Annotated in this window: 19 protein-coding genes; 9 read left to right on the top strand and 10 right to left on the bottom strand. The window is 46.4% G+C overall.

Going from position 1 to position 23,038, the window contains the following annotated elements:
• Positions 1-153: 153 nt before the first annotated feature.
• The 3 genes from AB4Y93_RS19850 (at position 154) to AB4Y93_RS19840 (ending at position 2,282) form a co-directional block, all read left to right on the top strand.
• Positions 154-1,086, top strand: a complete 933-nt coding sequence (locus tag AB4Y93_RS19850) for an ArsR/SmtB family transcription factor (RefSeq protein WP_441894584.1) — start codon at positions 154-156, stop codon at positions 1,084-1,086.
• A 239-nt stretch (positions 1,087-1,325) separates the two neighbouring features.
• Complete coding sequence (locus tag AB4Y93_RS19845) at positions 1,326-2,012, top strand: HAD family hydrolase (protein WP_441894583.1); 687 nt, start codon at positions 1,326-1,328, stop codon at positions 2,010-2,012.
• Between the two features lie 96 nt (positions 2,013-2,108).
• The gene (locus tag AB4Y93_RS19840; RefSeq protein ID WP_441894582.1) at positions 2,109-2,282 is read left to right on the top strand and encodes a hypothetical protein; all 174 of its coding nucleotides are present in this window, start codon (positions 2,109-2,111) and stop codon (positions 2,280-2,282) included.
• Between the two features lie 75 nt (positions 2,283-2,357).
• On the opposite strand, the gene AB4Y93_RS19835 is transcribed toward AB4Y93_RS19840, so the two are convergent.
• Positions 2,358-4,232, bottom strand: coding sequence for a beta-L-arabinofuranosidase domain-containing protein (locus tag AB4Y93_RS19835; protein ID WP_441894581.1), 1,875 nt, complete (start codon positions 4,230-4,232; stop codon positions 2,358-2,360).
• Positions 4,233-4,591: 359 nt separating this feature from the next.
• On the opposite strand from AB4Y93_RS19835, the gene AB4Y93_RS19830 reads away from it, so the two are divergent.
• On the top strand, positions 4,592-7,078 hold the full coding sequence (locus AB4Y93_RS19830) for a family 43 glycosylhydrolase (protein WP_441894580.1): 2,487 nt from the start codon (positions 4,592-4,594) through the stop codon (positions 7,076-7,078).
• Between the two features lie 44 nt (positions 7,079-7,122).
• On the opposite strand, the gene AB4Y93_RS19825 is transcribed toward AB4Y93_RS19830, so the two are convergent.
• On the bottom strand, positions 7,123-8,202 hold the full coding sequence (locus tag AB4Y93_RS19825; protein WP_441894579.1) for a GntR family transcriptional regulator: 1,080 nt from the start codon (positions 8,200-8,202) through the stop codon (positions 7,123-7,125).
• Positions 8,203-8,395: 193 nt separating this feature from the next.
• On the opposite strand from AB4Y93_RS19825, the gene AB4Y93_RS19820 reads away from it, so the two are divergent.
• Complete coding sequence (locus AB4Y93_RS19820; protein WP_441894578.1) at positions 8,396-9,091, top strand: helix-turn-helix domain-containing protein; 696 nt, start codon at positions 8,396-8,398, stop codon at positions 9,089-9,091.
• A gap of 48 nt (positions 9,092-9,139) precedes the next feature.
• Here the strand turns inward: AB4Y93_RS19820 and AB4Y93_RS19815 are convergent, their stop codons facing one another.
• The gene (locus AB4Y93_RS19815) at positions 9,140-10,102 is read right to left on the bottom strand and encodes a glycoside hydrolase family 25 protein (RefSeq protein ID WP_441894577.1); all 963 of its coding nucleotides are present in this window, start codon (positions 10,100-10,102) and stop codon (positions 9,140-9,142) included.
• Positions 10,103-10,207: 105 nt separating this feature from the next.
• The gene (locus AB4Y93_RS19810; RefSeq protein WP_441894576.1) at positions 10,208-11,092 is read right to left on the bottom strand and encodes a LysR family transcriptional regulator; all 885 of its coding nucleotides are present in this window, start codon (positions 11,090-11,092) and stop codon (positions 10,208-10,210) included.
• A gap of 166 nt (positions 11,093-11,258) precedes the next feature.
• Between AB4Y93_RS19810 and AB4Y93_RS19805 the strand changes: the two genes are divergently transcribed.
• From AB4Y93_RS19805 to AB4Y93_RS19795, 3 genes are all read left to right on the top strand, one after another.
• Positions 11,259-12,617, top strand: a complete 1,359-nt coding sequence (locus AB4Y93_RS19805; RefSeq protein ID WP_441894575.1) for a uracil/xanthine transporter — start codon at positions 11,259-11,261, stop codon at positions 12,615-12,617.
• A gap of 124 nt (positions 12,618-12,741) precedes the next feature.
• Entirely contained in the window at positions 12,742-13,338 is a 597-nt protein-coding gene (locus AB4Y93_RS19800) for a restriction endonuclease (RefSeq protein WP_441894574.1), read from the top strand.
• 103 nt (positions 13,339-13,441) lie between these two features.
• Complete coding sequence (locus tag AB4Y93_RS19795) at positions 13,442-13,741, top strand: hypothetical protein (protein WP_441894573.1); 300 nt, start codon at positions 13,442-13,444, stop codon at positions 13,739-13,741.
• A 706-nt stretch (positions 13,742-14,447) separates the two neighbouring features.
• On the opposite strand, the gene AB4Y93_RS19790 is transcribed toward AB4Y93_RS19795, so the two are convergent.
• The 4 genes from AB4Y93_RS19790 to AB4Y93_RS19775 all read right to left on the bottom strand — a co-directional run bounded on the left by AB4Y93_RS19790 (position 14,448) and on the right by AB4Y93_RS19775 (position 20,248).
• Positions 14,448-14,807, bottom strand: coding sequence for an IDEAL domain-containing protein (locus AB4Y93_RS19790; protein ID WP_441894572.1), 360 nt, complete (start codon positions 14,805-14,807; stop codon positions 14,448-14,450).
• Between the two features lie 103 nt (positions 14,808-14,910).
• A complete protein-coding gene (locus AB4Y93_RS19785; protein WP_441894571.1) occupies positions 14,911-15,303 on the bottom strand; it encodes a hypothetical protein in 393 nt (130 codons plus the stop codon).
• A 43-nt stretch (positions 15,304-15,346) separates the two neighbouring features.
• On the bottom strand, positions 15,347-17,026 hold the full coding sequence (gene ilvB, locus AB4Y93_RS19780; protein ID WP_441894644.1) for a biosynthetic-type acetolactate synthase large subunit: 1,680 nt from the start codon (positions 17,024-17,026) through the stop codon (positions 15,347-15,349).
• Between the two features lie 912 nt (positions 17,027-17,938).
• Positions 17,939-20,248, bottom strand: coding sequence for a beta-galactosidase (locus AB4Y93_RS19775; protein ID WP_441894643.1), 2,310 nt, complete (start codon positions 20,246-20,248; stop codon positions 17,939-17,941).
• A gap of 137 nt (positions 20,249-20,385) precedes the next feature.
• Between AB4Y93_RS19775 and AB4Y93_RS19770 the strand changes: the two genes are divergently transcribed.
• Complete coding sequence (locus AB4Y93_RS19770; protein WP_441894570.1) at positions 20,386-21,225, top strand: AraC family transcriptional regulator; 840 nt, start codon at positions 20,386-20,388, stop codon at positions 21,223-21,225.
• 40 nt (positions 21,226-21,265) lie between these two features.
• Here the strand turns inward: AB4Y93_RS19770 and AB4Y93_RS19765 are convergent, their stop codons facing one another.
• A complete protein-coding gene (locus AB4Y93_RS19765) occupies positions 21,266-21,922 on the bottom strand; it encodes a DUF2238 domain-containing protein (RefSeq protein WP_441894569.1) in 657 nt (218 codons plus the stop codon).
• Between the two features lie 193 nt (positions 21,923-22,115).
• A complete protein-coding gene (locus AB4Y93_RS19760) occupies positions 22,116-23,033 on the bottom strand; it encodes a sugar phosphate isomerase/epimerase family protein (protein WP_441894568.1) in 918 nt (305 codons plus the stop codon).
• Between the last annotated feature and the right edge of the window lie 5 nt (positions 23,034-23,038).

The raw sequence follows: 23,038 nt of genomic DNA, 5'->3' as shown, positions 1-23,038 counted from the left end.
CTCCGTTAGTTAACCAATAAGTTGTTATATTAACAATTACATATGATTCTGCAGCTTATTTTATCTCCTGGCCGAATCAACGTCAACTAAAAAGTTGTTTTATTAACTTAATGGTTATATAATAGCCGAGTAGAAAGAAAGCGAGGAAATGACGTGCATATTCAAATCAGTACCCAATATATGGAAATGCTCGAATGCTTTTCATCTGAAACGCGTGTGAAAATGATCGAGCTCCTGAGTGACCGGTCGATGAGTATTAAAGAGTTAGCGGAGGCACTTGGCTTGTCGTCTGCTATCGTGACCAAACATATTCAGAAGATGGAGGACGGCGGTCTGATTAAGACGGAAAGCCTGTCCGGTACTCGTGGAAGCCCAAAGATGTGCTCCCTTGCCATCGATTCGCTTACCTTGCAGCTTCGATCATCTTCTACGAATAATGAAATAGAAAAAGAATCGAAATACACCATAGAAATTCCGATCGGACAATACTCGAATTATGCCGTAAAACCAACCTGCGGACTGGCATCCGACACGAAGATATTAGGGCTAGTGGATGATCCGAGATACTTCTCTGATCCGGAACGAATGAATGCGGCTCATATTTGGTTCGGCAGCGGCTATCTTGAATATCGAATCCCAAATTATCTTCATGCTGCTCAAACGGCAGAGCAAGTAGAAATTTCCTTGGAGCTTTGCTCCGAGGCTCCTTATTATGACGAGAATTGGCCATCGGATATCAGCTTTTTCATTAACGATATTGAAGTTGGCGTTTGGACATGCCCAGGCGACTTCGGCAGCAAACGTGGCGCTCTAACACCTGCCTGGTGGCAGCTTGGTACGCAGAACGGTCTACTCAAAACCTTAACGATTCAGGAAACAGGTACTTACCTGGATGGTGTCAAGCTATCTGAGGTTACGGTGAATGATGTGGGCATCAAACTAGGGGAAGACTTCCGCTTTAGGCTCGCCTCACTGGAGACAGCCCGCCACTGCGGCGGTATCAGCTTGTTTGGCAAGCAATTTGGCAACTATAAACAGGATATTGTTGTACATGTGTTTTATAAAGACCGCAGCAAGGCTAATTAGCCCGAAAAATGTGCATTAAAAATTTATCACAAATCAATTTAATGAGTAAGCAATTGCATTCATTGACACTTCCACCCCCTTCCAGTAGGATTGAAGTACGCTTAATCGCTGGTAATTCTTTACCAGGGAGGGTTATGCAATATTTATTGCTTACTCAAGCAAGGCCCTGTGTACACAGGGTCTTTTTTGCGTTTTACGGCCCAAAAACGACTACGAAGCGCTGAAAGCGCAAGGAGGAGATGCAATTGGCAAAGGCGTTGATTTTCGATTTCGACGGAACGATTCTAGACACGGAGACACCCTGGTACGAGGCATTCCGAGCGCTCTATGCGGAGCATAAAGTCGAGCTTACCTTGGAGCAATATTCGCAATGTATAGGAACTAGTCTTCATTTGTTTAATCCTTATGAATATTTGATCACCGATTGTGGAATTGCCATCGACCGGGATGTATTCCGTTCGAGAGTACACGAGAAGCATGCTGAGCTGATGAAGCAAGAGACGGTGAGACCTGGAGTGATCCGCTTCCTGGAATCCGCAAAAGCTGCTGGCCTTCGTATCGGTCTTGCTTCTAGTTCCAGGCTGGAGTGGATTACACCTTATCTCGACAAGCTGGAGCTAACCTCGTATTTCGAATGTATTCAAACCGCTGATCATGTCAAGCTGGTAAAGCCTGATCCCTCCCTCTATCTTCAAACGATTTCGATTCTTGGCATTCCAGCTGGAGATGCCATTGCGATCGAAGATTCTCCTAATGGCGCCAAAGCGGCCATTGCAGCAGGACTCCATTGTGTCGTTCTCCCTAATAAAATTACGCAGCATCTGGATTTCGGCAATATTACGCAGCATGGCCAATCACTCGCCGACATTAGCTTCGAGCATTTAATTCATGATCCATCTGGATTTTTAGCAAAGCCAGCCGTCTAATGAATAACCTAAGTCTTTGCCTTATCATTGAGACGAGGCACAGGCTTTCGTTCACCTTAATTATCTGAATATTCAAATAATAGTGAGGTGATAGACATGAAAGCCGTACACTTTGGAGCAGGTAACCCGGAGGCCGAAATTCTGCAGTTGGCTATCGAGCAAAAAGGGGCAAATGATATCATTAGAAGACATATGGGCATACCAGAGGAGCATGCACTGCATGACGAGATCATGAAGGAATATAAACGGATTCAAATCTATAAAGCTTAATCTCTGATTGATTGCACAAAAATGGCCTAATGCCCCTGCTAGGAAGGGCATTAGGCCGACTTTTAGAATGAACTATTATGGGAGCTCGCAAAGAACCGGAAACTCCGCAACTCTAAGCCTCGCACAGCCATACGGAACGAGCTCAATTTCTTCCAATGGCTCCTTACTAATAACCGGACTGACCGGCGGTGTGCCGGCTGAATTCATCTCCATTGTCCACTCTGGAAGCCTGCGTGCCTGAACACTCATACGGAGCGGACAATTTTCTGCAGCAAAAGGCTGCCTCTGGATTTCATCCTCTATTACTCTACCTTTATCCGAAACAGTCTGCTCACTAAGCTCTACACCGTAATTCCATGGTGATCTTGGATACAGCTCCCAATCATGATAAGGAGGATAGGTCCGATGCTTCTGCCATTGCTCCTTGACTGGAATAGCCAGCATGATTGGACCATATTGAACACCAACAGCACCATTTGCACGTGGAACCAGCTTCGCCTGCTTCGGCAGTGTAAGCACGAGCTCATCCTGCTCCCTCCATAAACGATGAACCGAGGCAAACCCCTGAACAGCTTGCAATGGATAAGGCTCGTTATTAATCAGCAGTACAGGCGCCTTGCACCATTCCGGAATTCTGAGCTTTATGGTGAACGTCTCCGGCGAACTCAACTCAACCTTTATGTTGACCGTATCCCGGAACGGATACGAAGTCTCCACCTGTATAACTGCCGAAGCTGCCTTCTCCGCACCAACTTGCGCGGTTACCCGGCAAGGTGCATAGGAAATTGCTGCAAGACCACCATTCTCAGCTGCCATCCACAGCCTAGCCGCGTACTTCGGCCAGCCTTGATGCATATTGGCAGTGCAGCAGCCGAAATGCGGTTCGATGCCAAACAGATTGGCCTCATTATTATTTTCCGTCCAATTCCGCTTGGCATGTGTGCACATGATCTGATTAGCCTGCTGATCGTACTGGTGAACCTTCCAGTCCGAGCTGATCGCGGCAGGCAGCGCGTTATACGCGACCTTCTCCAGAATATCCCCGAAGTAGCCGTCCCCGGTTATCCTGATGAGATGCTCCAACGAGTACATATATTCCACAACAGCACATAACTCCGTCCCTTGGCTTGGATGTGTTCCCGCCAGCCACTCATCTCCAGAGAACATGCCATTTACTTGGCCATGGTAGGTCATGACGCTTCGAATGCCTTTATATACAGCCGCTTTATCTAGCTCACTTCCCGTCTGCAAATAACGGAGTGCTGGCTGCTTGAAGGACATGGCCACATTAACGACATGAACACGGTGATCGAAGGAGGTTTGACGGTTCCAATACGGGAACTGCTCGTATAACCCCCTCCAATCCTCTGTTTGTTCACTGATTATTTGTGCCAGCTCCAGCAGAAACGGCTCACTAGTACGGTTGTAAAGCCAATACACGCAGATCAGGTTTTCCCCGCCTCTCGCCTTCGCCCATTCGGCAAGCGGACGATTCGGAAGATGCTTCAGCTGGTATTTGAAGTAATTGGTCATAAAAGGAATGACCCTTTCATCTCCAGTATATTCCGCGTGTTGAATGAGCACCTTCAGCATAACCATCCGGCTCCACCAGTCCTCGTTCGTTGTTGGTCCGAACTGTCCGTCCTCACGGGCGCTTGCAAGCGTCCATTCAATCCAGGGCTTTACCTTCGCTATTAATCTCTCGTCTTCCAGAAGATAGGCCAGTGGAACAAGTCCATCTAAATAGTAAGGTCCTCTTTCCCAGCTTTCTCCCGTGCCGCCCAGCCATCCACTGTTTGGACCGACATGGCTCCAGAACTCATCCAGATGCCCTGTCATCCCTTCCGCCTGAATCTGTAGCTGATCTATGAGCCAGCCAATCGGCCGGATGGATCCTAGGGGCATTTCCTCAAAGGGAGTTTGCTTAAGAGAATAAAGTATCGTATTCATGAAATCCCTCCCTATGCTATTGTTGACTAGAAGCTCTTCAGAAAATGGTTCATACTTGCCCGCTCCGAAAGCGGAAGCCGCTGTTCAACTGGCAGAATATAAAGATTATTCATCGTCGTTCCTCCCTAATGAAGTTGATAAGTAAGCGTTTTCTAATAATATAACATTTATTACAAATATATTAAATAAGGCTTTTTAAGCCTGACTATTTCGTTGCCCGGATATTTCTTCAAAATTACGCCAAGTACTTGTTTTTATATCTAATTAGATATAAGCCCTCAAGGCAGCCTCCTGTTATACTACGTTTTGAAAACGCTTACTAAAGCGTTCTATTCTACTATTAGAGGAGATGATCATTGATGAAGAAATGGAAAACCCTGCTCCTTGGCGCTGCAGCTTCTGTTATGCTGATGCCGCTCCAGGTGAGTGCGTTCAGCAATCCGATTACTATTTCAGATTCCTGGCATTGGGCAAACAATGATTTCTATGGCGAAGGCGATCCGTATATTCTAAAATTTAACGGCACCTATTACCTTTATGTCAGTACCGTTGATGATCAGAGCGGCGTCAAGGTATGGTCCTCTACTAATCTCGTAGATTGGTCCTACCGCGGATTGTGTACGACAGAAGCGGTCACGAAGGCTGCTTATGCACCTGAAGTCGTCTATTGGAACGGGATGTTCTACATGTACACTTCACCGGGCGGCGGCGGACATTATGTGCTGCAAAGCACCAGTCCAACCGGGCCATTCACGGTTGCAACCGGCAACCTTGGCATGGGCATTGACGGCAATGTCTTTATTGATGATGACGGCAAATGGTATTTCTACTCGACCGGCTCCAATACGATTAATGCACGTCCAATGACGAGCCCTACAGCCTTTGGTACAGCTGTTGGCACTGGATTAACGATGGCTGGCTGGACGGAAGGGTCTACTACCTTCAAGCGCAACGGCAAATATTATATGACCTACACCGGCAATCATGTGTGGAGCACAGCATATCGGGTCAATTATGCAACTGGTACAAGCCCAACCACCGGTTTCGCACCGGCTGATTCTCAGAACCCGGTATTAATTGATACGGAAGGCTCCAATGTTGGCCTTGGACATAACAGCATGATCAAGGGACCAGACCTGGACTCCGACTTCATGGTATATCACAGCCATGCCTCGGGCGGCAATCTTGTCTATCCGGGCCGTAAAATGAATTTGGACCGCGTTGTCTGGAATGGCGACAAAATGCTGGTGCTTGGTCCAACTACGGCTTCCCAGCAAAATCCAGAGCTCGCGGATTTCGAAGACCGTTTCAACCGGACAGCCATCGGGACCGGATGGACGAATATCGGCGGCGGTACATGGGGGATCTATAATCAGGAGCTGATGTGGCAGGACACGATTGGCAGCGCAGCTACTTACCGCCAAGTGACCAGTACCAGCACCGCAAGCGATTATACAGCGGAATTCAACACGAAGCAGATCAAGCAGGGTACAACCAGCAATCCGGTATATGGCGCTGTATTTTCTTACACGGATGAGAACAACTACGGTACAGCGGTATTGAACCGAAGCCTGAACCGACTAGAGACGAATTATGTTGTTGGCGGCGTCAGCCAAGGATGGCAATATGCAGCTCTTCCATCAGGATACGACTATACCAAATGGCATCAGATCCGCGTGGAGAAAGAAGGTACCAGCTTCACCGTTTATGTGGATGGCATGAAAAAACAGACTCGTACCGTAAACGGAATCGCAGGCGGCAAGATCGGGTACACCACAACGGATGCTCATGCCGACTTTGGCTACACCGCTTTTAGCAACAAAGTGAACGGAAGCAGTGCATGGAATGCGTATAAACCTGTTCCAGGCAAAATTGAAGCTGTTCATTATATGAATGGGGCTGAGGGAACAGCCTATCATGACTTGACCGCAGGCAACACTGGCGGCGCTTACCGCACGGGTTCGGTGGATATCCGCAGCTCAGCAGCGGAGGGCAAAAATGTCGTAGGCTGGAATCAAACCGGTGAATGGCTGAAATACCGCGTGAATGTTGCCGAGACCGGCTACTACGATCTGGATGCGCGTCTTGCCACTACCTACACGGATGCGAGCTTCCGCGTATGGGACGGCTCAACCGATCTAACCGGTATTGTAAATGTACCGAGCACTGGTGATTGGGAAAGCTGGACAACAGCGAGTAAAAAAGGGCTTTACCTATCTGCCGGCTATCACGAGCTCCGGTTGGAGTTTGTTAAAGGGGAATTTGATTTCTCGGGGATGACCTTCTCCCGCGGCGACGCAGTCACCAGCCTGACTGACGATTTTAATGACGGCAATGACAACGGTTGGACAAGGTTTGAGGGCAGCTGGTCCGTTAATTCGGGTGAGCTGGATTCTGCAGGAGCAGGCGTATTTGGCAAAACGACGATTGGCAATGAGCGCTGGGCTGATTATACCGTTGAATCGGATATTAAGCTTGTAGACACAACCGGCGATGCCGGCATGCTGGTCCGGGTGAATAATCCGTCAAATGGTACTGTACTGGTCAATAATCCAGATTACCTCCAAGGTTATTATGCCTTTATCAAGTCTAATGGAGTTTACTTAGGCAAGATGAATTATAATTACACAGCCGTTAGCTCATCGCCGATTACACTGGCAGCGGGCACCTGGCAGCATATGAAGGTTACGACCTCCGGCACAACGATCAAAGTATATGTGAACGATATGGCTACGCCAAAGATCACCTATACGGACAACAGCAGCAACCCGTTTACTCATGGTAAGGTCGGCTTGCGTACGATGAACAATCATACGCGATTCGATAACTTCAAGGTTAATCCATAAGAGCTAAGAAGGCAGACCCCTGACGGGGTCTGCCTTCTGCCTTTTTATGAAGGGAATACAAGCCGTGTTGGAACGACATGTCTGCCTTGCAGCTGCTCTCCGCGAAGAATACCGTTCATTAGCAGCTTGACCGCTTTCCCACCGATTGCCGTTTCATTCTGACGGATATAAGCGACCTCCGGGATTTCCGGATCATCGAAGGTGACCAGTTGTTTACCAGACATCAGATCCATCCGTTTTAAAGCATGATAAGCCAGCCTGGCTAGCTCTACATCAGTAGCTATTAGTCCGGAAAATTCGGCATGACGCTCCCGCATCCAATGCTCTATCCGCTCCGCCCCTTCTTTCCTCGAGACATTAAATACTTCATATGGAACGGTAAAGCGTAAAATAGAAGATTCAACAATCCCGTGTTCAATTACTGCGTTGTCGAATCCGGCAAGCCTGTCGGCCATAACGCTATGCTCAGTTGGCGGCGTAAGTAGAGCAAGACGATGATGCCCTCTTCTCACCAAATAAGCAACTGCTTGTCGTGCTCCTGCTTGATTATTCGAACTGACGCTGACAAGGGGGAGGTCGGTATAGTAACGGTCAATCAGAACTACCGGACACTCAAGCTCCTCCGCCCTTATAACCGTTCGGCGCTCATGCTGTGCCCCAATCGAGAATAAGATGAGTCCGCTGATACCAAGTGCACCAAGATCTTCAAGCGACTGCAGTTCCTTCACGGCACTGCCTCTCGACACACGAATCACCAGCGTATAGCCGAATCCGTCAACAGCCTTCTCAATAGCGTCAAGCAGCCGCTGTTCGACTTTCGTACGCATAGATGGAATAATCATGCCAATTAGTTGAGGCTTCATCGGTAGCTGCCGCTTCTTGCCGTTACTTGACTCCTCCGAAAAAAACAGCTTGTAAGGAGCCTGCCCAGCAACAAAAGTACCCTTGCCCTTGGAGCGGACAACAATTCCCTCTTCTGCAAGACCGGCCAAGGCATTTTTTGTTGTCATTAAGCTTACATGAAACTGGGCAGCCAAGTCGATCTCTGATGGAATTCTGTCACCTGGCCGCAGGTTCCCAAGTGATATTTGATTTTTAATAGCTGCTTGAATTTGTTTATACAATGGAATATCCTTCAAGGGCGATCACCACTTTTACTATACTTCGTGAATGCCCTGCAAAACAACAACAGCTTTAAGGGGAAAAACTTGATTCCCTGATATTGACACTTCCGTCCTATTCCAATAGAATGAACGAAGCTTTCTCTTCTATTAAGTATTCCAATTGCTCATAACGCAGATCTGGAGGACTACCTTCATGGACATTCGTTCCGAATTTGGCCAAATTGTCAGGGAATTACGTGCCCGCAGCGGGATGTCACAAGAAATGCTCGCCTATCATTCCGGGCTCGACAGAACGTACATAAGTGGCGTCGAACGAGGAGAACGCAATCTTAGTTTGGTCAATATTGAAAAGATCGCAGTCGCCCTTCGAGTTTCCATCCAATATCTGTTCTCAAGTGAGAGATTCTCGTCTAATCTTGCCTATCAGCCCAGTGATTTTGCTGTACCTTTTAAAGAAAGGTTCAGCTATCATCTGGACCATGATAAGAAAATATTGTCCTTCCAGGTTAACGGCTTGTTTGGCGGTAAGCAAGATGTCGAATATTTAACATCGACCATATTAGGCATCTGCTCAGCATATGGCAGGGATGAGTTAAATATATTAGTCGACCATCGCAACATGAAGGCTGCAGATGGTGAAGTTGTCGTGTATTCTCCAGAAATAATAGGAGCAGCAGTGGACTTTCAACAAAAGCTAACCATATACAGCAAGAAGGTCATTGCCTTATGCAACTCTGAATTTATGGTACAGCAGCTTAATCATGTGTCCACAACAAGCGGAATCCGTGATAAAGCCCTTCATTTATTCGAGAAAGATAAAGCCATGGTCGATAAAGCTTATTCTCTTTTTGATATTCATGGCAATGAACTAATCAAAACTTTAGGTTAATACAAACAAATCCCCTCACGGCAAGACCGGAGGGGATTTGTTTACATCTTACTTCAGCAGATCTTCGATCGCCTTGCGTGTATCGGCACTAAACGCTTTGAAAAATTTAATTAATTCTGCATTACATAAGCCTGCGTTATACAGCATTTGAATTGTAATAAACTCCGGCATTCCTTTATCGTTTACCGAAGTGATAATACCTGCCTTCATAGCCGCAGAAGTCGAAGTCTTCGTCCAACTTGGCGGCGTTTGGTCGCCCGACAAATTAACATGCTTCTCAAGAGCGGCGATCCGCTCTGAAAGCTCCTCCATTTGCTGTCTTTCTGCATCTGTCATTGGCTGATCCTCCTCTGGCCCATATGCTTTCAGCAAGTCCTCTACCGTGCCTGCATATTCGTTCAAATCGACATTCCCGCTAATACCCGCTACTTTCCGGCTGCCGTTTGGCAATGTACCACCGGAGCCTCCATCGCTGTACTGCCAAAAGGTCCATCTTCCCCATGCCTTTGCATCGTCAGGTGGTGTTGAAGCGTTATATCTGGCAATCCACAACAAATAGCTGCCAAGTGTGGGATCAAAATGGTTCGCAAAAGCGTTGCCTGTATAAAAGATTGGCTCTACACCAAATAACCGCTCCGTCTCATCTAAGAAAGCTTTCGCTACGGCATTCATACTGGCATCGCTTAGGTTACTTGAATTTGTCTCGTAATCCATCACGGGAGGCAGCAGCAGTTTGTCGGCTTGTGAAGCGGTTTGATAAAAAAACTGAGCCTCTCTTTTTGCAGCTGCCGCAGAAGTTGCCCGCAGAAAGTGATAAGCTCCGACCAGAAGCCCTGCTGCTGCCGCTCCGGAGGCATTACGCTCGAACGTCGGATCCTTGTAGGTTTCACCTTCCGTTGCTTTGACAAATGCAAACGTAATGCCAGCACCAGCTACTTTCTGCCAATCAATGTCTCCCTGGTAATGGGATACGTCAATGCCTTGGGCGTTGCCTTTGGTTCTTCCTTGCATGACATTCCCTCCTTCGGGTGGATAGATTCCTTCTTATACTTATAGTAAATTCATCTACTGATAGACGGGACACGGCATTTTGGCACAAAGAAAGCCGCCCTGCCCTCAAGTAATCGGGCGATCCGCTATCAATTCAATGAGCTTTTGCGCGGCTTTGCTTAAATAGTGCTGCTTCAGCCAAATGATTGCGGAGCTTGAGGTGACATCTGGGCCTTCAATCGGGAATACGCGAATGCGGTGATTCTGATAACGGTTAACTGAAGTCCGCGGCAGAATCGAAGCACCAAACCCGGAAGCCACAAGCTCTACAAGCATACCGATATCGGAGCACTCTCCAATAATGGACGGCGACAGTCCTCGTGAATGAAATTGATCCAAAATCAAATGATAAAGACCAAGACCCTCTGTACTCGGGAGGACTAACGGATGCGCAGCTATGTAATCATAGGTTATCGCTTCGAGCTCCTCGTTCTCGCTTCCCGCTCCCGTTACAAAAAACAAAGGCTCAGCACCAAGAATGACATGATCAAATTCCTCAAGGTTAATCGGAAGGCGGACAATCGCCAAATCCAGTGCTTTATCCTTGATAAGTCTGGTTAAGGTAATCGTCTCATTCTGCTGGATTTTGAACGTAACCTTCGGGTACAACATGCGGAAAGCGCTGAGTACGCCGGGAAGCCGCTCATCAGACAACGTATTAATGCCAATGGACAGCTTTCCTCTTACTCCAAGCCCGGATTCTCTTACTTCTTCTTTCGCTTCCTCCAGCAGCCGCGTTATGGTAAGAGCATGCTCATACAACGTTCTGCCTGGGGCGGTTAATTCGAGATGACGCCCACTTCGAAGAAATAACGACACGCCAAGCTCCTCCTCCATCAGCTTTAATTGCTGACTAAGCGGAGGCTGAGACATATGTAGACGATGCGCAGCTGAAGTTACTTGAAGCTCTTCTGCCAAGGCAATAAAATAACGTAATTGTTTGATGTCCATCTTCAGTTCCGATCCAATCCGCAAACCAGCTATATGATTTTCATATGCTTTCGCAATTTATTTAATATTTTTAATATAGTTATGCCCATGATACCATATACGGAGCATTCGGGAGAAAATCAAAGCTCGAAACGTACGGATATTAGGTGGAAAGCTGGGAAATAACATGTTGAAGTCAAAAGATTCACTTACTGTGCTGCTTGCGGGCATGCAGTGGCTTTTCTTTATATTTACCAATACAGTGATGGTACCGCTCTCGATCGGACATGCGCTGGGACTTGCACCGGAAGATATCGCTTCTTCCATGCAGCGCTCCTTTATATTGACCGGTCTGCTTTGTATCGTTCAAGCAATCTGGGGGCATCGATATGCCCTAATGGATGGACCCGCTGGCGTATGGTGGGGGCTTGTGCTTAGTATCTGCGCTTCTGCTCCTGCTATGGGCATGGATATCGGCACAGTTGCTGCCAGTCTAAGTACAGGATTTATTTTGTCCAGTGCGGTCGTTATTGTGCTCGCCTTATGCGGTTTTCTTAAAGTATTGAAGCGAATCTTCACCCCAATGGTAATGGGTGTCTTCCTGCTGCTCCTTACCTTCCAGCTCGCCAATACATTCTTCAAAGGGATGATTGGTTATGACCAAGGCGGTAAATGGGATTTGCAATTAGCAGGCTTGTCCTTGTTTATTATCGTAGTTGTCGCTCTCATTCATCTGAAAGGCAAGGGCAAATGGGGACAGTTCTCGCTGCTTGGTGGTATCATCGTCGGATGGATTGCTTATGCCTTATTGTTCGGAAGCGAAAGCAGAATGGGTGCAGCAACTGGAAGCAGCAATGGCATTTGGCATTGGCTGCCCTGGGGAACACCTGGATTTGAACCTGGAATTATGATGGTTGGTCTCCTCGCTGGTCTTGTGAACATGACCAATACGTTGACCAGCTTAACGGCTGCAGGCAGACTCTTCAAAAGAGAAGCATCAGATAAGCAGTTTGTACGATCGATTCTATTCACAAACAGCTTCTCCATCCTTGCTGGCTGTCTTGGTCTAATTCCATTTGGAACATTTGCATCATCTATTGGTTTTCTTGAAAATACAAAGGTATTACGCCGTGCCGCACTCCTTGCAGGCTCTGCCATGTTTATTATCGTCGGGATCTTCCCTGCACTAGGCGGATGGCTGGCACAGCTGCCTTTATCCGTCGGGAACGCAGTACTGTTTGTTGCTTATCTGCAGATGTTTGGTACTGCGATTCGCTCCTTCCAAGGAACAACGTTTAACGCCAAAACGATCTATCGTGTTGCACTTCCCGTATTAACGGGGATCAGTATTATGAACATTCCCGCTTCGGCCTTCGCGGAGTTCCCTCCGCTCTTGACGCCAATTCTCTCTAATGGCCTCATTATTGGTGTCTTGCTGGTTATTATTTTGGAGAACTTCATTCAATGGGATAAATTTGAAGTGAAACCGTTAGTTAAGGAACCGGAATCCCCTTCACAGCAACTCGCCTTGCAGCTCAATAAATAAATAAATAAAAAAATAAATAAATGAAAGGGGCACATTCAAATGTGCCCCTTTCATTTATTTATCTCCATTATGAATTCCTCTTGTTCTGTTAATACTAGATTGCATAAAAAGGAGATGATTTGTTTTGGTTCCTGAAACATTGCTAGTATTAACGTTATTTGCTCTTGGTTATTATGCTTTTCACCTTTATTCTCTAAAAGATAGCCAAATCCGATTACAGCAAAACAAACTTAGTGAATTCCTTAAATCAAAAGAAGATGTACATAAAATTCTATTAGCCGGAATGTATCAAAGATTCAAAAAAGAAGAAGGAAAGACAGAAGATACACCTTATGACTTCGAACGTTTTGTCGCAAAAACCTTAGAAGTTGTATATAAGGGGAAATGTACAGTGACACCCTCCAGCAATGACGGAGGGATAGACATATTGCATGACACGAATAATGGCGTTGAGCTTATTCAAGTAAAATGCTACGAGCCTAATGCGAAGCTTGATTTTAAGCCTGTCGCTATATTACATAGTCAAATGATTAAACAAAAGGTACAAAAAGCAGCCATTATTGCGACATGCTCTTACAGTGATCTTGCCATCAAATATGCAGATGAGGTCAATGTGCGTTTAATTGATGGGAAGGCTTTTCTTGAAATGTGGATTCAAAGTATACACACACTGGAAGATGAACTATCGGTGTTCTCCTCAGTGAAGCCTGACTATGCTTGAGCCGTAAAAAGGCTCTATTCCCTATTAAAACACCCATTCGGGTCCAGGATTTTGTCCATAAACTATGAGATAAGCCACCGCTATGAGAGGATGCGAGTCTTACATGTTTTGCTGGATCAATAAGGTTGTTGTCGTTAACAATAGTGGCATCATTCATTTTGGATTTGTGAAACAGATCGCCCCGGAATCTATCACGGTTGGATCAGGGAATGGCTCGACAACATCAGAGCAGGACTTGGAACAAACGGGGAGAGAAACCGAGGAGCAAGCTAATGGCAATACAGGTACTAACACTAATGGCGGCAATGGCAGTAAGAATGTCAAGGGAACGAATGGGAAAAGTAAGGGCAGCAACAAGGGTAACAGCATAAGTAAAAGCAAAGGTAAAGCAAAGGTAAAGTAAAGGTAAAGTAAAGGTAAAGCAACTGTTACAGCACCGGCAGCAGCGAAAAAAGCGGTTCTCTCTTCGCCTTCTATCCCTTCCCTTCCGTTTGGAAAATTGACTCATGGTAAAAACAATCTATTAAGCGCATTACTAAAAAAAGGGTTTAAATAAGCCGTGTGCTTATTTTGAACCCTTTTGTATATCTATAAGCTGGTGTAACAAGCTCCCCGTTGTGAGGGTAAAAAAATCCGCGTTGATTAAGCGGCCTCATTGTTGATAGTTGTCGTCCATACACCGTTACAAGTTAACGCATACAATACACCATTTAAACTTTCATTTAAGGCGGTGTATCCCCCTTTGTCATGTTCATGTGGATGTAGAGGAAAGCACTACAAAAAGTCGCGCAACAAATCAACTATTCCCATGGTCAGTACCCGAATTGGGAATGGCATGTTGTCTGTCCCATTGCGTGCGTGTATAGGTGACAGTCCGAATAGGGTTATATGTATTGAGATATATCCAAGCCAAGCGGATAGTTGTATGTCCGGGAAATGTCAAGTTCTCGGAAATCTTTGCTGTTGCTCTGCTGTTGCAGATCTCCTTAAATTACAAAATAGAACAAAACGAAAGCAAAGTTAATGTGACTCGCAATGGTGCAATACAAAAAGTGGCCATGCAGTTCAATTGAACTTGCACGGCCACTTTTGTATTCATTCATCAATACTTAAATATATGTCGATAATCGGGATACATTTTTTTTCGAGAATACGCTGCGACCTTTGGAATCGCCTTTTACCGTATCCTTCAACTGGTCGCTGAGCTCCATAAACCATTCCTGATCCTGCGTCTCTAATGCGAGATCAATAAGACCACGGATGTCTTCCTCTTCAGGAGACCATTGTGCCTGCTGCCTCATATGATGAAACTTGGCAAGCGCGATTCGACCGGCAGAATCCTCGTTATCCGATTTTACAACATAAACCTTTGCAACACCTTGCTCCAAGTCGATCTGCTCGACATAGCCGAAAATAAATTCGCCGCTGATCGTTTGACCTTGCACCCAATCGCTGACTTCAAAATTCACGGTCATCACCGCCTTTAATCGAAAGTGAGTAACTGTAACTTAAGTTATTACTGTTATAATAATGTATACAGTTATTGCTGTCAACTGGTTTACGCCTGGTTTATTATTTTAGCAGTGATTCTGTTAGGTATTCCTTCAATTGGCTCCAATAGGGAGTCATCAGTACGATCCCATCTGCATCAACAAGAACATACATCGGAAATTCATTGACGCCGATCGCCTTGGCCCACTTCCTATTCCGCTCTTGATAGTGATCCCAGAACTGAACTTTCACAATCGCCTTGTTAATCGCTGGATCTGAGTTCTGGAACAGATTAACCTCATTTGTTTCACTTTCAGGAAGGCTGTCCTTGTAAAATAAATGGATGGCATACTTTTCATTCTCGGCAGGTTTCAGTTCCTTTAAAACATCTGCTTTCGATGGACCTTTACTGCAACCAGACAGCGAGATAAGGATAAATACGGCTGCCACAAGAAAAAAGATGAATTTCCTCATTTTCTCCTCCTGATAGGTGATAACCTTGATACGTAAGAAGGTTTTACTCGAAATCACCTAAAAGCATCTCATCTAATGCAGTACCCCCAAGAACCATCGGGTAAACATTCTCATCCATCGGAATAACAAATTCAACAAGTACCGGACCCGGTGTCTCTAAGGCCTCCTTCCAGGCAGCGATTGCCTCTTCCTTGTTGCTCGCGCGCAATCCCTTTAACCCATAAGCCTCAGCCAGCTTAACAAAATCGGGGCTTCCAGCAAGATCAATCTGACTGAGCCGATTCTCATACATCAGCTCCTGCTGCTGCCGCACCATGCCAAGCACACGATTGTTAAGAACGACGATCTTAACCGGGATCTGATGCACGGCGCAGATCGCCATTTCCTGCGCACACATCTGCATTCCTCCATCCCCGTTAATCGAGACAACCAATCGATCGGGATTGCCAATCTGCGCGCCAATCGCCGCCGGAAAACCAAAGCCCATCGTTCCAAGGCCGCCGGACGTCAGTAGCGAGCGCGGGTGATTAAACTTGTAAAATTGCGCTGTCCACATTTGATGCTGTCCAACATCCGTCGTTATGATTGCATCGCCATGCGAAGCTTCATGAATCATCTCAAGAACAAACTGCGGCTTCACTTCCGCGTCTGAATCGTTATAACGCAAAGGATGCTGCGACCGATACTGCCGTAATTGCTCCATCCAGCCTGCCGCTTTAGAAGGTTTTGCTTTGGCGCAGGCATAAGCAAGAATGTCCTTCAAATCACCTACTATGCCAATATCTGTGCTAATGATTTTCCCGATCTCCGCGGGATCAATATCGATATGAACGATTCGTCTCGCCTCTGGGGCGAAGCCGTCGACCTTCATTGTCAGCCGGTCATCAAACCGTGAACCAAGCGAGATAATGAGATCTGCCTGCTGAATCGCCATATTCGCTGCGAAGTTGCCATGATGGCCGGCCATACCAAGTCCTAATTCATGTCCACTAGGAAATCCGCCTAAACCATGTAAGGTTGCTACAACAGGAACTTGCGTTTGATTAACAAATTGGATTAACTCATCGGATGCATTTGAGTGAACAATTCCTCCACCAGCAATAATGACTGGTCTTTGGGACTCCGCGATAGCTTCCAGCCACTGCTCAATTTTCTCGTAATCCAAAGCCGGCTTCGACACGTATCCACGTAATTGAACCTCTGCTTTGTAAGGCTCATATAACAGCTTCGCATTGGAAATATCTTTCGGAATGTCAATGAGCACGGGACCTTTCCGCCCGGTAGTAGCTAGATAAAAGGCTTCATGCAAAATTCTAGGAATGTCCGCAGCATCTCGTACGGAGAAGCTATGCTTCGTAATTGGCATCGTAATGCTAATAATATCAGCCTCTTGGAAGGCATCCGTACCGATCAAAGATGTCATGACATTAGCCGTAATAATAACCATAGGAATGGAATCCATATGAGCTGTCGCGATGCCCGTTACAAGGTTAGTCGCCCCTGGTCCGGAAGTGGCAATACATACGCCAACCTTTCCCGTCGACCTTGCATAACCGTCAGCAGCATGCACTGCGCCTTGTTCATGCCGGGTAAGAATATGTTTGAACTCCGCATTGCGAGTCATCGCGTCGTAAATATATAAGGCACTTCCGCCTGGATAACCAAATACCGTATCTACACCTTCATCCAGTAATCCTTGCAGCAATGCTTCAGAACCTGTCATCCAGGTTTGTTTCGTTTCTGTTGCTTGAGTTGCTTGAGTTGCTTGAGTAGCTTGAGTTGCTTGAGTTTTTTGAATGGTTTGTTCCATAATCGGCAGCCCCCTGTAAATTAAAATAACCCCTTCGTCCCTTATCAGCTCACGCAGCTAAGCTGCTAGGCCAATAAGGGACGAAGGGGTTTATTCTTCGTGGTACCACCCTGGTTCACCGGATATCTTACGATGCCGGTCTCAAGAGGTAAGACTATGCGCTTACCTGCAGCACGATAACGTGTGCTAATCCGGTAGAACCTACTCCGACTCTAAAGAGACGTTTCGATCAACAGCTCCGAGATGACCGCGTACATTACTTACGGCAAAGGTCTCAGCTTTTCCTTTGCTCTCTGGGCATAAGCAGCTTGTCGCTATTTCTCTTCATTGCTTCTAAAGCGATATGAAAAAAACTCCTAGCGGAGTACTTCGAAGATGAGCGACCGCGTTTAAGCGGAAGTTTTTATCGCCAATCGGAATGATTTTCTTTACGCTTTATCGCTTTAAAGAACTTAAACATTCCGATGTGGTAAATCATAAAAACCCCTTTCTTCCATAGGTGTCAGCTGCATAGCTGATCTAACCTAGGGACGAAAGGGGTTAACTCTTCGCGGTACCACCCTGATTTACCGGTTATCTTGCGATGCCGGTCTCATGAAGTAAGATTGCTCTTACCTGCTGCACGATAACGTGTGCCAGTCCGGTTGATCCTACACAGCTGAATATTCTGAGCTCAGCCTTCAGTCAACAGCTCCGAGACGACTCCATACATCGCTTAAGGCAAAGGTCTCAGCGTTCCCCCTGCTCTCTGAACATAAGCGGCTTGCATGTATTTCTCTTCAACGCTTTTGCACATCATAGCATACGCAAATCTTGTTTTCAATCCTATTTTCTCCCCAAATTCATCCTACCCCGATAAATAGGCACAGCAGTTATGTCGTGAAAAACAGCAATTTTCTCGCCTTCGAAGCGCTGCTCAGCGGCCATATTATTATCATCTGAGAAAGTGGTCTTCCCGATCCGAAGCGGCGTTGTCTCTAGGACAATTCCACCTGCCTGCAGCACTTGAGGAAATCTCGCCAGGCCAATTTCCCAAGGATCTCCGTTATGGAAATGATCATGAAACAGCTGCCCATCTGAGAAGGCATAACCCACATTTCCTGTATAGGAAATGTTCAGAATAAGATCCTCCAGATCGTCCATGACATCTGGTGTAAAGCGTAAAGCCACCTTGTGATCATGAATACGGACAATAGGAAGCTCTGGCTTTTTCTCAGGAACATGAACCTGATAAGAAGTAAATCCGTTTTTGCTTGCTCCTTCATACTCCCGCACAGTGAATGAGCTGCTCGTTACAAATTCGATCCCCTTATCCGACCACACAGGTACAGCTGTCGAGAACAAAATTTGCTTATCACCGTCTTTATCAAGCTCCCACATTAATGCCGCTTCTGCTGCTGTCATCGCATAGATCCGCACTTCTGAACCGTCTTGACAATAAATACGGATCAAGCTGGAGGTATCAGAAGACACCGTAATGATGTATTCCCTGCTCTCTTCATGGACCACAACACCACGATCTACCTCTATCGATGCAACTCCTTGATCACCAAGGACAAATTCACCATCATTACCTTCCAGCATTAAGAAGAAATAGGTATTCACATCGCCCGATTGCTGCAACGTCACTGGCTGCGCGGTTGCGCTGCGTAATTGAACGCCGCTTAAGTTCATGTTCATTGGCAGGAAGAATGAAGCATTAGGACGGACCGTAAGAGGCTTCGTTCTTGGAAACGCCAACGTCTCGCCGCCAAGCTCGATTGCAAACCGAATGCCTTCGTGCTCGGACATCTCAATATGATCCTGATAATTATTAACGAATAGAAATCCGGTATGTCCGTCTGTTCGAACCGAAAAGCGAAGGGTCTCCGTATCTTCCGGCTGCAGCCCGCTTGCACCTTCCGGCAGAAGCGTGCCCATAGGAGCGAGTAGTCCGCCAAAAGTCTGCAGAAAATAATGCAGCGGCCGAATCAAATGATTCGAAGCCCGAATTTGCCCAAATTCGCCAATCGGAGCTTGGAAATCATATGTAATCTTCGGAGTCGTGCTCTCATTCAGATAGCCGGTCTTGCCAATCGGATTGGTCCCGCCATGGAACATATAATAGCCGATAAAATTACAGCCACTCGCGATCTTAACCAGGCTCATTGCCAGCACACTTTCAGGATCCACTTGGAACCTGGCTAAATACCAAGCCTGCATGCCTCCACCCATTTCACAGCAAGCAAAAGGATATTTCGTCCGCGCATAAGGAGGAGCGAAGTCTCGGGCTTCATTCGTATCGTTATGGTAATCTGTGAATAAATACTCAGCAGTTGGCTTCTGCTGTTGCTGCTTCTCGTTCACGGTCCAAGGTGTATAAGCATAACCGCCATACAGAGGAAGCACCTCATCCTCCGGAACTGGAGCATTTCCCCAGCCGGTAATCGAATAGATTGGGGCTGTTAATCCTGCTTCCTGTGCAAGCTCCTTCAGGCGAATAATATGCTCTGCCCCGCCTGTGCCTCCGCTCATATATTCGTCCCCTTGCTTTGCCGTCATCTCCCATAGAGCTGCAGCCGCACGGAACTCATTTTCCAACTGAATGCCGATAACCGGACCACCGTCTTTATACAATAGACCAGCTGCCTGCTTACCGATTTCGTTGTACAGACGAGACACATAGTTCAGATAACCTTCGTCATTCGAACGGACATCAAAGGCTCTGCCGAACAGCCAGTCAGGTAAACCACCGTTACGGACCTCACCATGACAGAATGGACCAATTCTTAGAATGACATAAAGACCATTCCGGCCGCAAACCTCGACAAATTTGCGAAGGTTCAGATTGCCCTCCCAATGAAACTCCCCTTCCATCTCTTCATGATGATTCCAAAAAATATAAGTCGGAATAACCGTAATCCCCGACAGCTTCATCTTTTGCAATTCGGTATCCCATTCCGTCTCCGGATATCGGGAGTAATGAAACTCACCGCATACCGCAAAGTACGGTTTACCGTTAAGTTCCATGTAGTAGTTTGTAAATGAAATATGGTCACCTTCGGGATGAGCTCCTCCAAGCTTTAAGGAAGATGGATAGATTTCTTTTGGCTTATATGAATCGGTTTGAATACGATATACCTTCTCGTTTTGCACCAATTTGACTACCTCCTCCAATAATCGTTATATCCGCTTATCTATTTCTGATTATAATAATAAGTAGTCTTATATCCGTATAACAGTTGCAGCAAGAAATCGTACAATCTTAACATATGAGGAGATATAATGCCGTTATGATGCCCTTCCTGCTTGCCCAATTTGCCAATCTGGAACAGCTTCTACCGCTCTATGTTTGCTGTGTCGGCAGCCATGCGCAAAAGCATCTGGATAGACCCGAAGGTTATCCCGCTCATCAAATTTTCCTGTCCCGCAGCGGCTATGGCCGATTCCGTATAGACGGACGTCAGGAGCTGAGATTATCACCTGGAACCATCCTTTTTTTGCCTGCCAATACGCCTCATGAATATTATCCTGAACGAGATGAGGAGAACTGGGAATTAGGCTTTGTGGCATTCCGGGGTTTTACAGCTGATCCTTTACTGCTGCAAATGGACGAACTGATCATGAATACGGAAACTACACGTCATTTTGACAGCTTATGGGATCAACTGGAATCCTTATGGTATTTGATTAGTCAGAACGGAGAGCATGCTTACTGGGAATCGTCAAAACGAATGTACAATATGATGCTCACGATTCTGGAAGGGCAATCCGCGTTAAAGAAAGCCAGCAAGAACGAGTCTCCTTCGAGACAGGCTAATGCTGCGCTCCAAACGGCTGTCCAGTTAATGCATGAACATTACAATGAGCGTCTTGCGCTAGCTAATGTCGCCCGATCGGCGGGATATTCCGTCCAGCATTTTCACCGGCTGTTTGTTGAGCAATTTGGGGTAACCCCCCAGCAATATATCCTGCAGCTGCGAATGCGCAAATCGATGGAGCTGCTTCAGGAGCAGTCTGGCATCACGATTGAGAAGATAGCCGAAATTGTTGGCATGGAGACAAGCTATTTTATCCGAATGTTCAAGCGCACCTTCGGGAAGACGCCAAAGCAATACCTGTTAAATCATTGAATTAAGCAAATAACCCCTTCAGCTTTTGAGCTGAAAGGGGTTATTTGGTACGACTTTTATTTAGCGTTTTATGCAAAATCAGAAAAATCACAATGGCCAGCAAGACACCAAAGAGAGCACATGTCATATCCTTCTGCGAATCAAATGGATCTCCCTGAAGTCCAATATATTGAGCGGCCATCTTCCGGTTAAACAGATACGCCGACCACATTTCGAGCAGCTCATATAAGGCACTTGCCGTCATGATCATCGTAAACGTCACGATATAGGGCGGCCATTTCTTGCGAAGCTTCAAAAAATACTGAACAGCTTCCCGCACAGGGAAGGCGATTAACAGACCAAAAGCAAAATGAACAATCCGGTCATAAAAGCCTCTTTTAATATGAAAAGCCTGCTTCAGCCATTCATCAATGGGTGTATTCTGATACGTATAATGAGCAGCATAAGCATGCATGGTGAGGAAAATAGCGATAAGAAGATACGATAAATTACTCTGCGGGAATTTACGGTATACGATGGCCAGAACAATGATGAATGCAAGCAATAGTGAGTTTTCGACCGCCCAGATTTTCCAATCTGAGGGCCGGATCGCCATGATGATCCAAAACACGATGAACACCGCGATGATCATCTGCAGAAGTCTATTTTGCTTGAAAGGAATCAGATGGCTTCGCAGCCATTTGGACCAGCCTATCATACTGTTGCCTCCTTTATCCATATTTAGGATTAGCTTTCCCGAATTGGCAAGGAAGCATCCTGTCATGCGAAAAAAGAGAGGGATATCCCTCTCCTGCTGACGATTAAGCTTATTTCTTAGCTACATATTTGATGTATTTGGCCTTGACCGGCTTCGGGAAAACAAAGCTTTCGGCTGCATTTGGTGAACTCGATTAACGTATAGCATTCTTATTCGCAGCCTCGGCTACAACCTCTTGCCACAGTTCCTCGGCAATTTGCTTTAGAAGCAGCGCCTGCTGCCAGCGGTCAGTCGTTTCGATTTCCCTGCCGTTCTCATCCAGGCGCGTAATCGCATATCCTGGAGGACCAAGCTCAGGAACAAAAGAGAGAATATCACCAGGGACAGCATTCGCATACCAGTTCCGCATCCCTTTACGCCACCAACGTTTGAAATTCTCTACCATCTGATGTTTGCCGCTCTTACCGATATCAATCTGAACCTGCTCCCCGTTCGAGATGCGGGCATGAATACCTGCCGTCCGTTCCAAGAGAACATCAAACTCTGCCTCTGCGCGGCTGCCGACACCACCGTCTAATTCACCGGCAACGATGTAATGCGATAAATCAATGATCAGCTGTAACTGCGGCAATGCCCGTACATAGTCTGTCGTCCGGAGCAAATCCTGTGTGATCCTTCCCCGATGTGTTTCGATAAAATGCGGAATACCCGCTTCATTTGACGCTTCAAGAAGATCTTGCAGCAATTGGACAGCCTCATCACCAACGACAAATGAGTCCATGACCTGAGAGTTAATATATTGCACCCTGCCAAATTGCTTCACTATGTCCAGGATATCCCTCATGTCGCTTTTACTTGACGGGAAAGCAACCGTACTGAAGGTGAACTGGTACTTATCCAGCAGACGATGCCATTCCGCATAATCCTGTTCAGGCGGCATAGTTGCACTTATACCGGTGAACCCGGCAGCCGCAATCTGCTCGAACTTCTCTTCCATCGTCCACTCCCGGCCATTCTCTCCAAGGCCGATCATGGCCCACCAGGACTGCTGAAGCTCTAGCCTTGGTGCAAGTGAAGAACCGTCATTTAAGTGATAATTATTCGTTGCCATAATTG

Source organism: Paenibacillus sp. YAF4_2 (genome assembly GCF_052113225.1).
GTDB lineage: Bacteria > Bacillota > Bacilli > Paenibacillales > Paenibacillaceae > Pristimantibacillus.
This window is presented reverse-complemented; position numbering and strand designations above follow the sequence as displayed.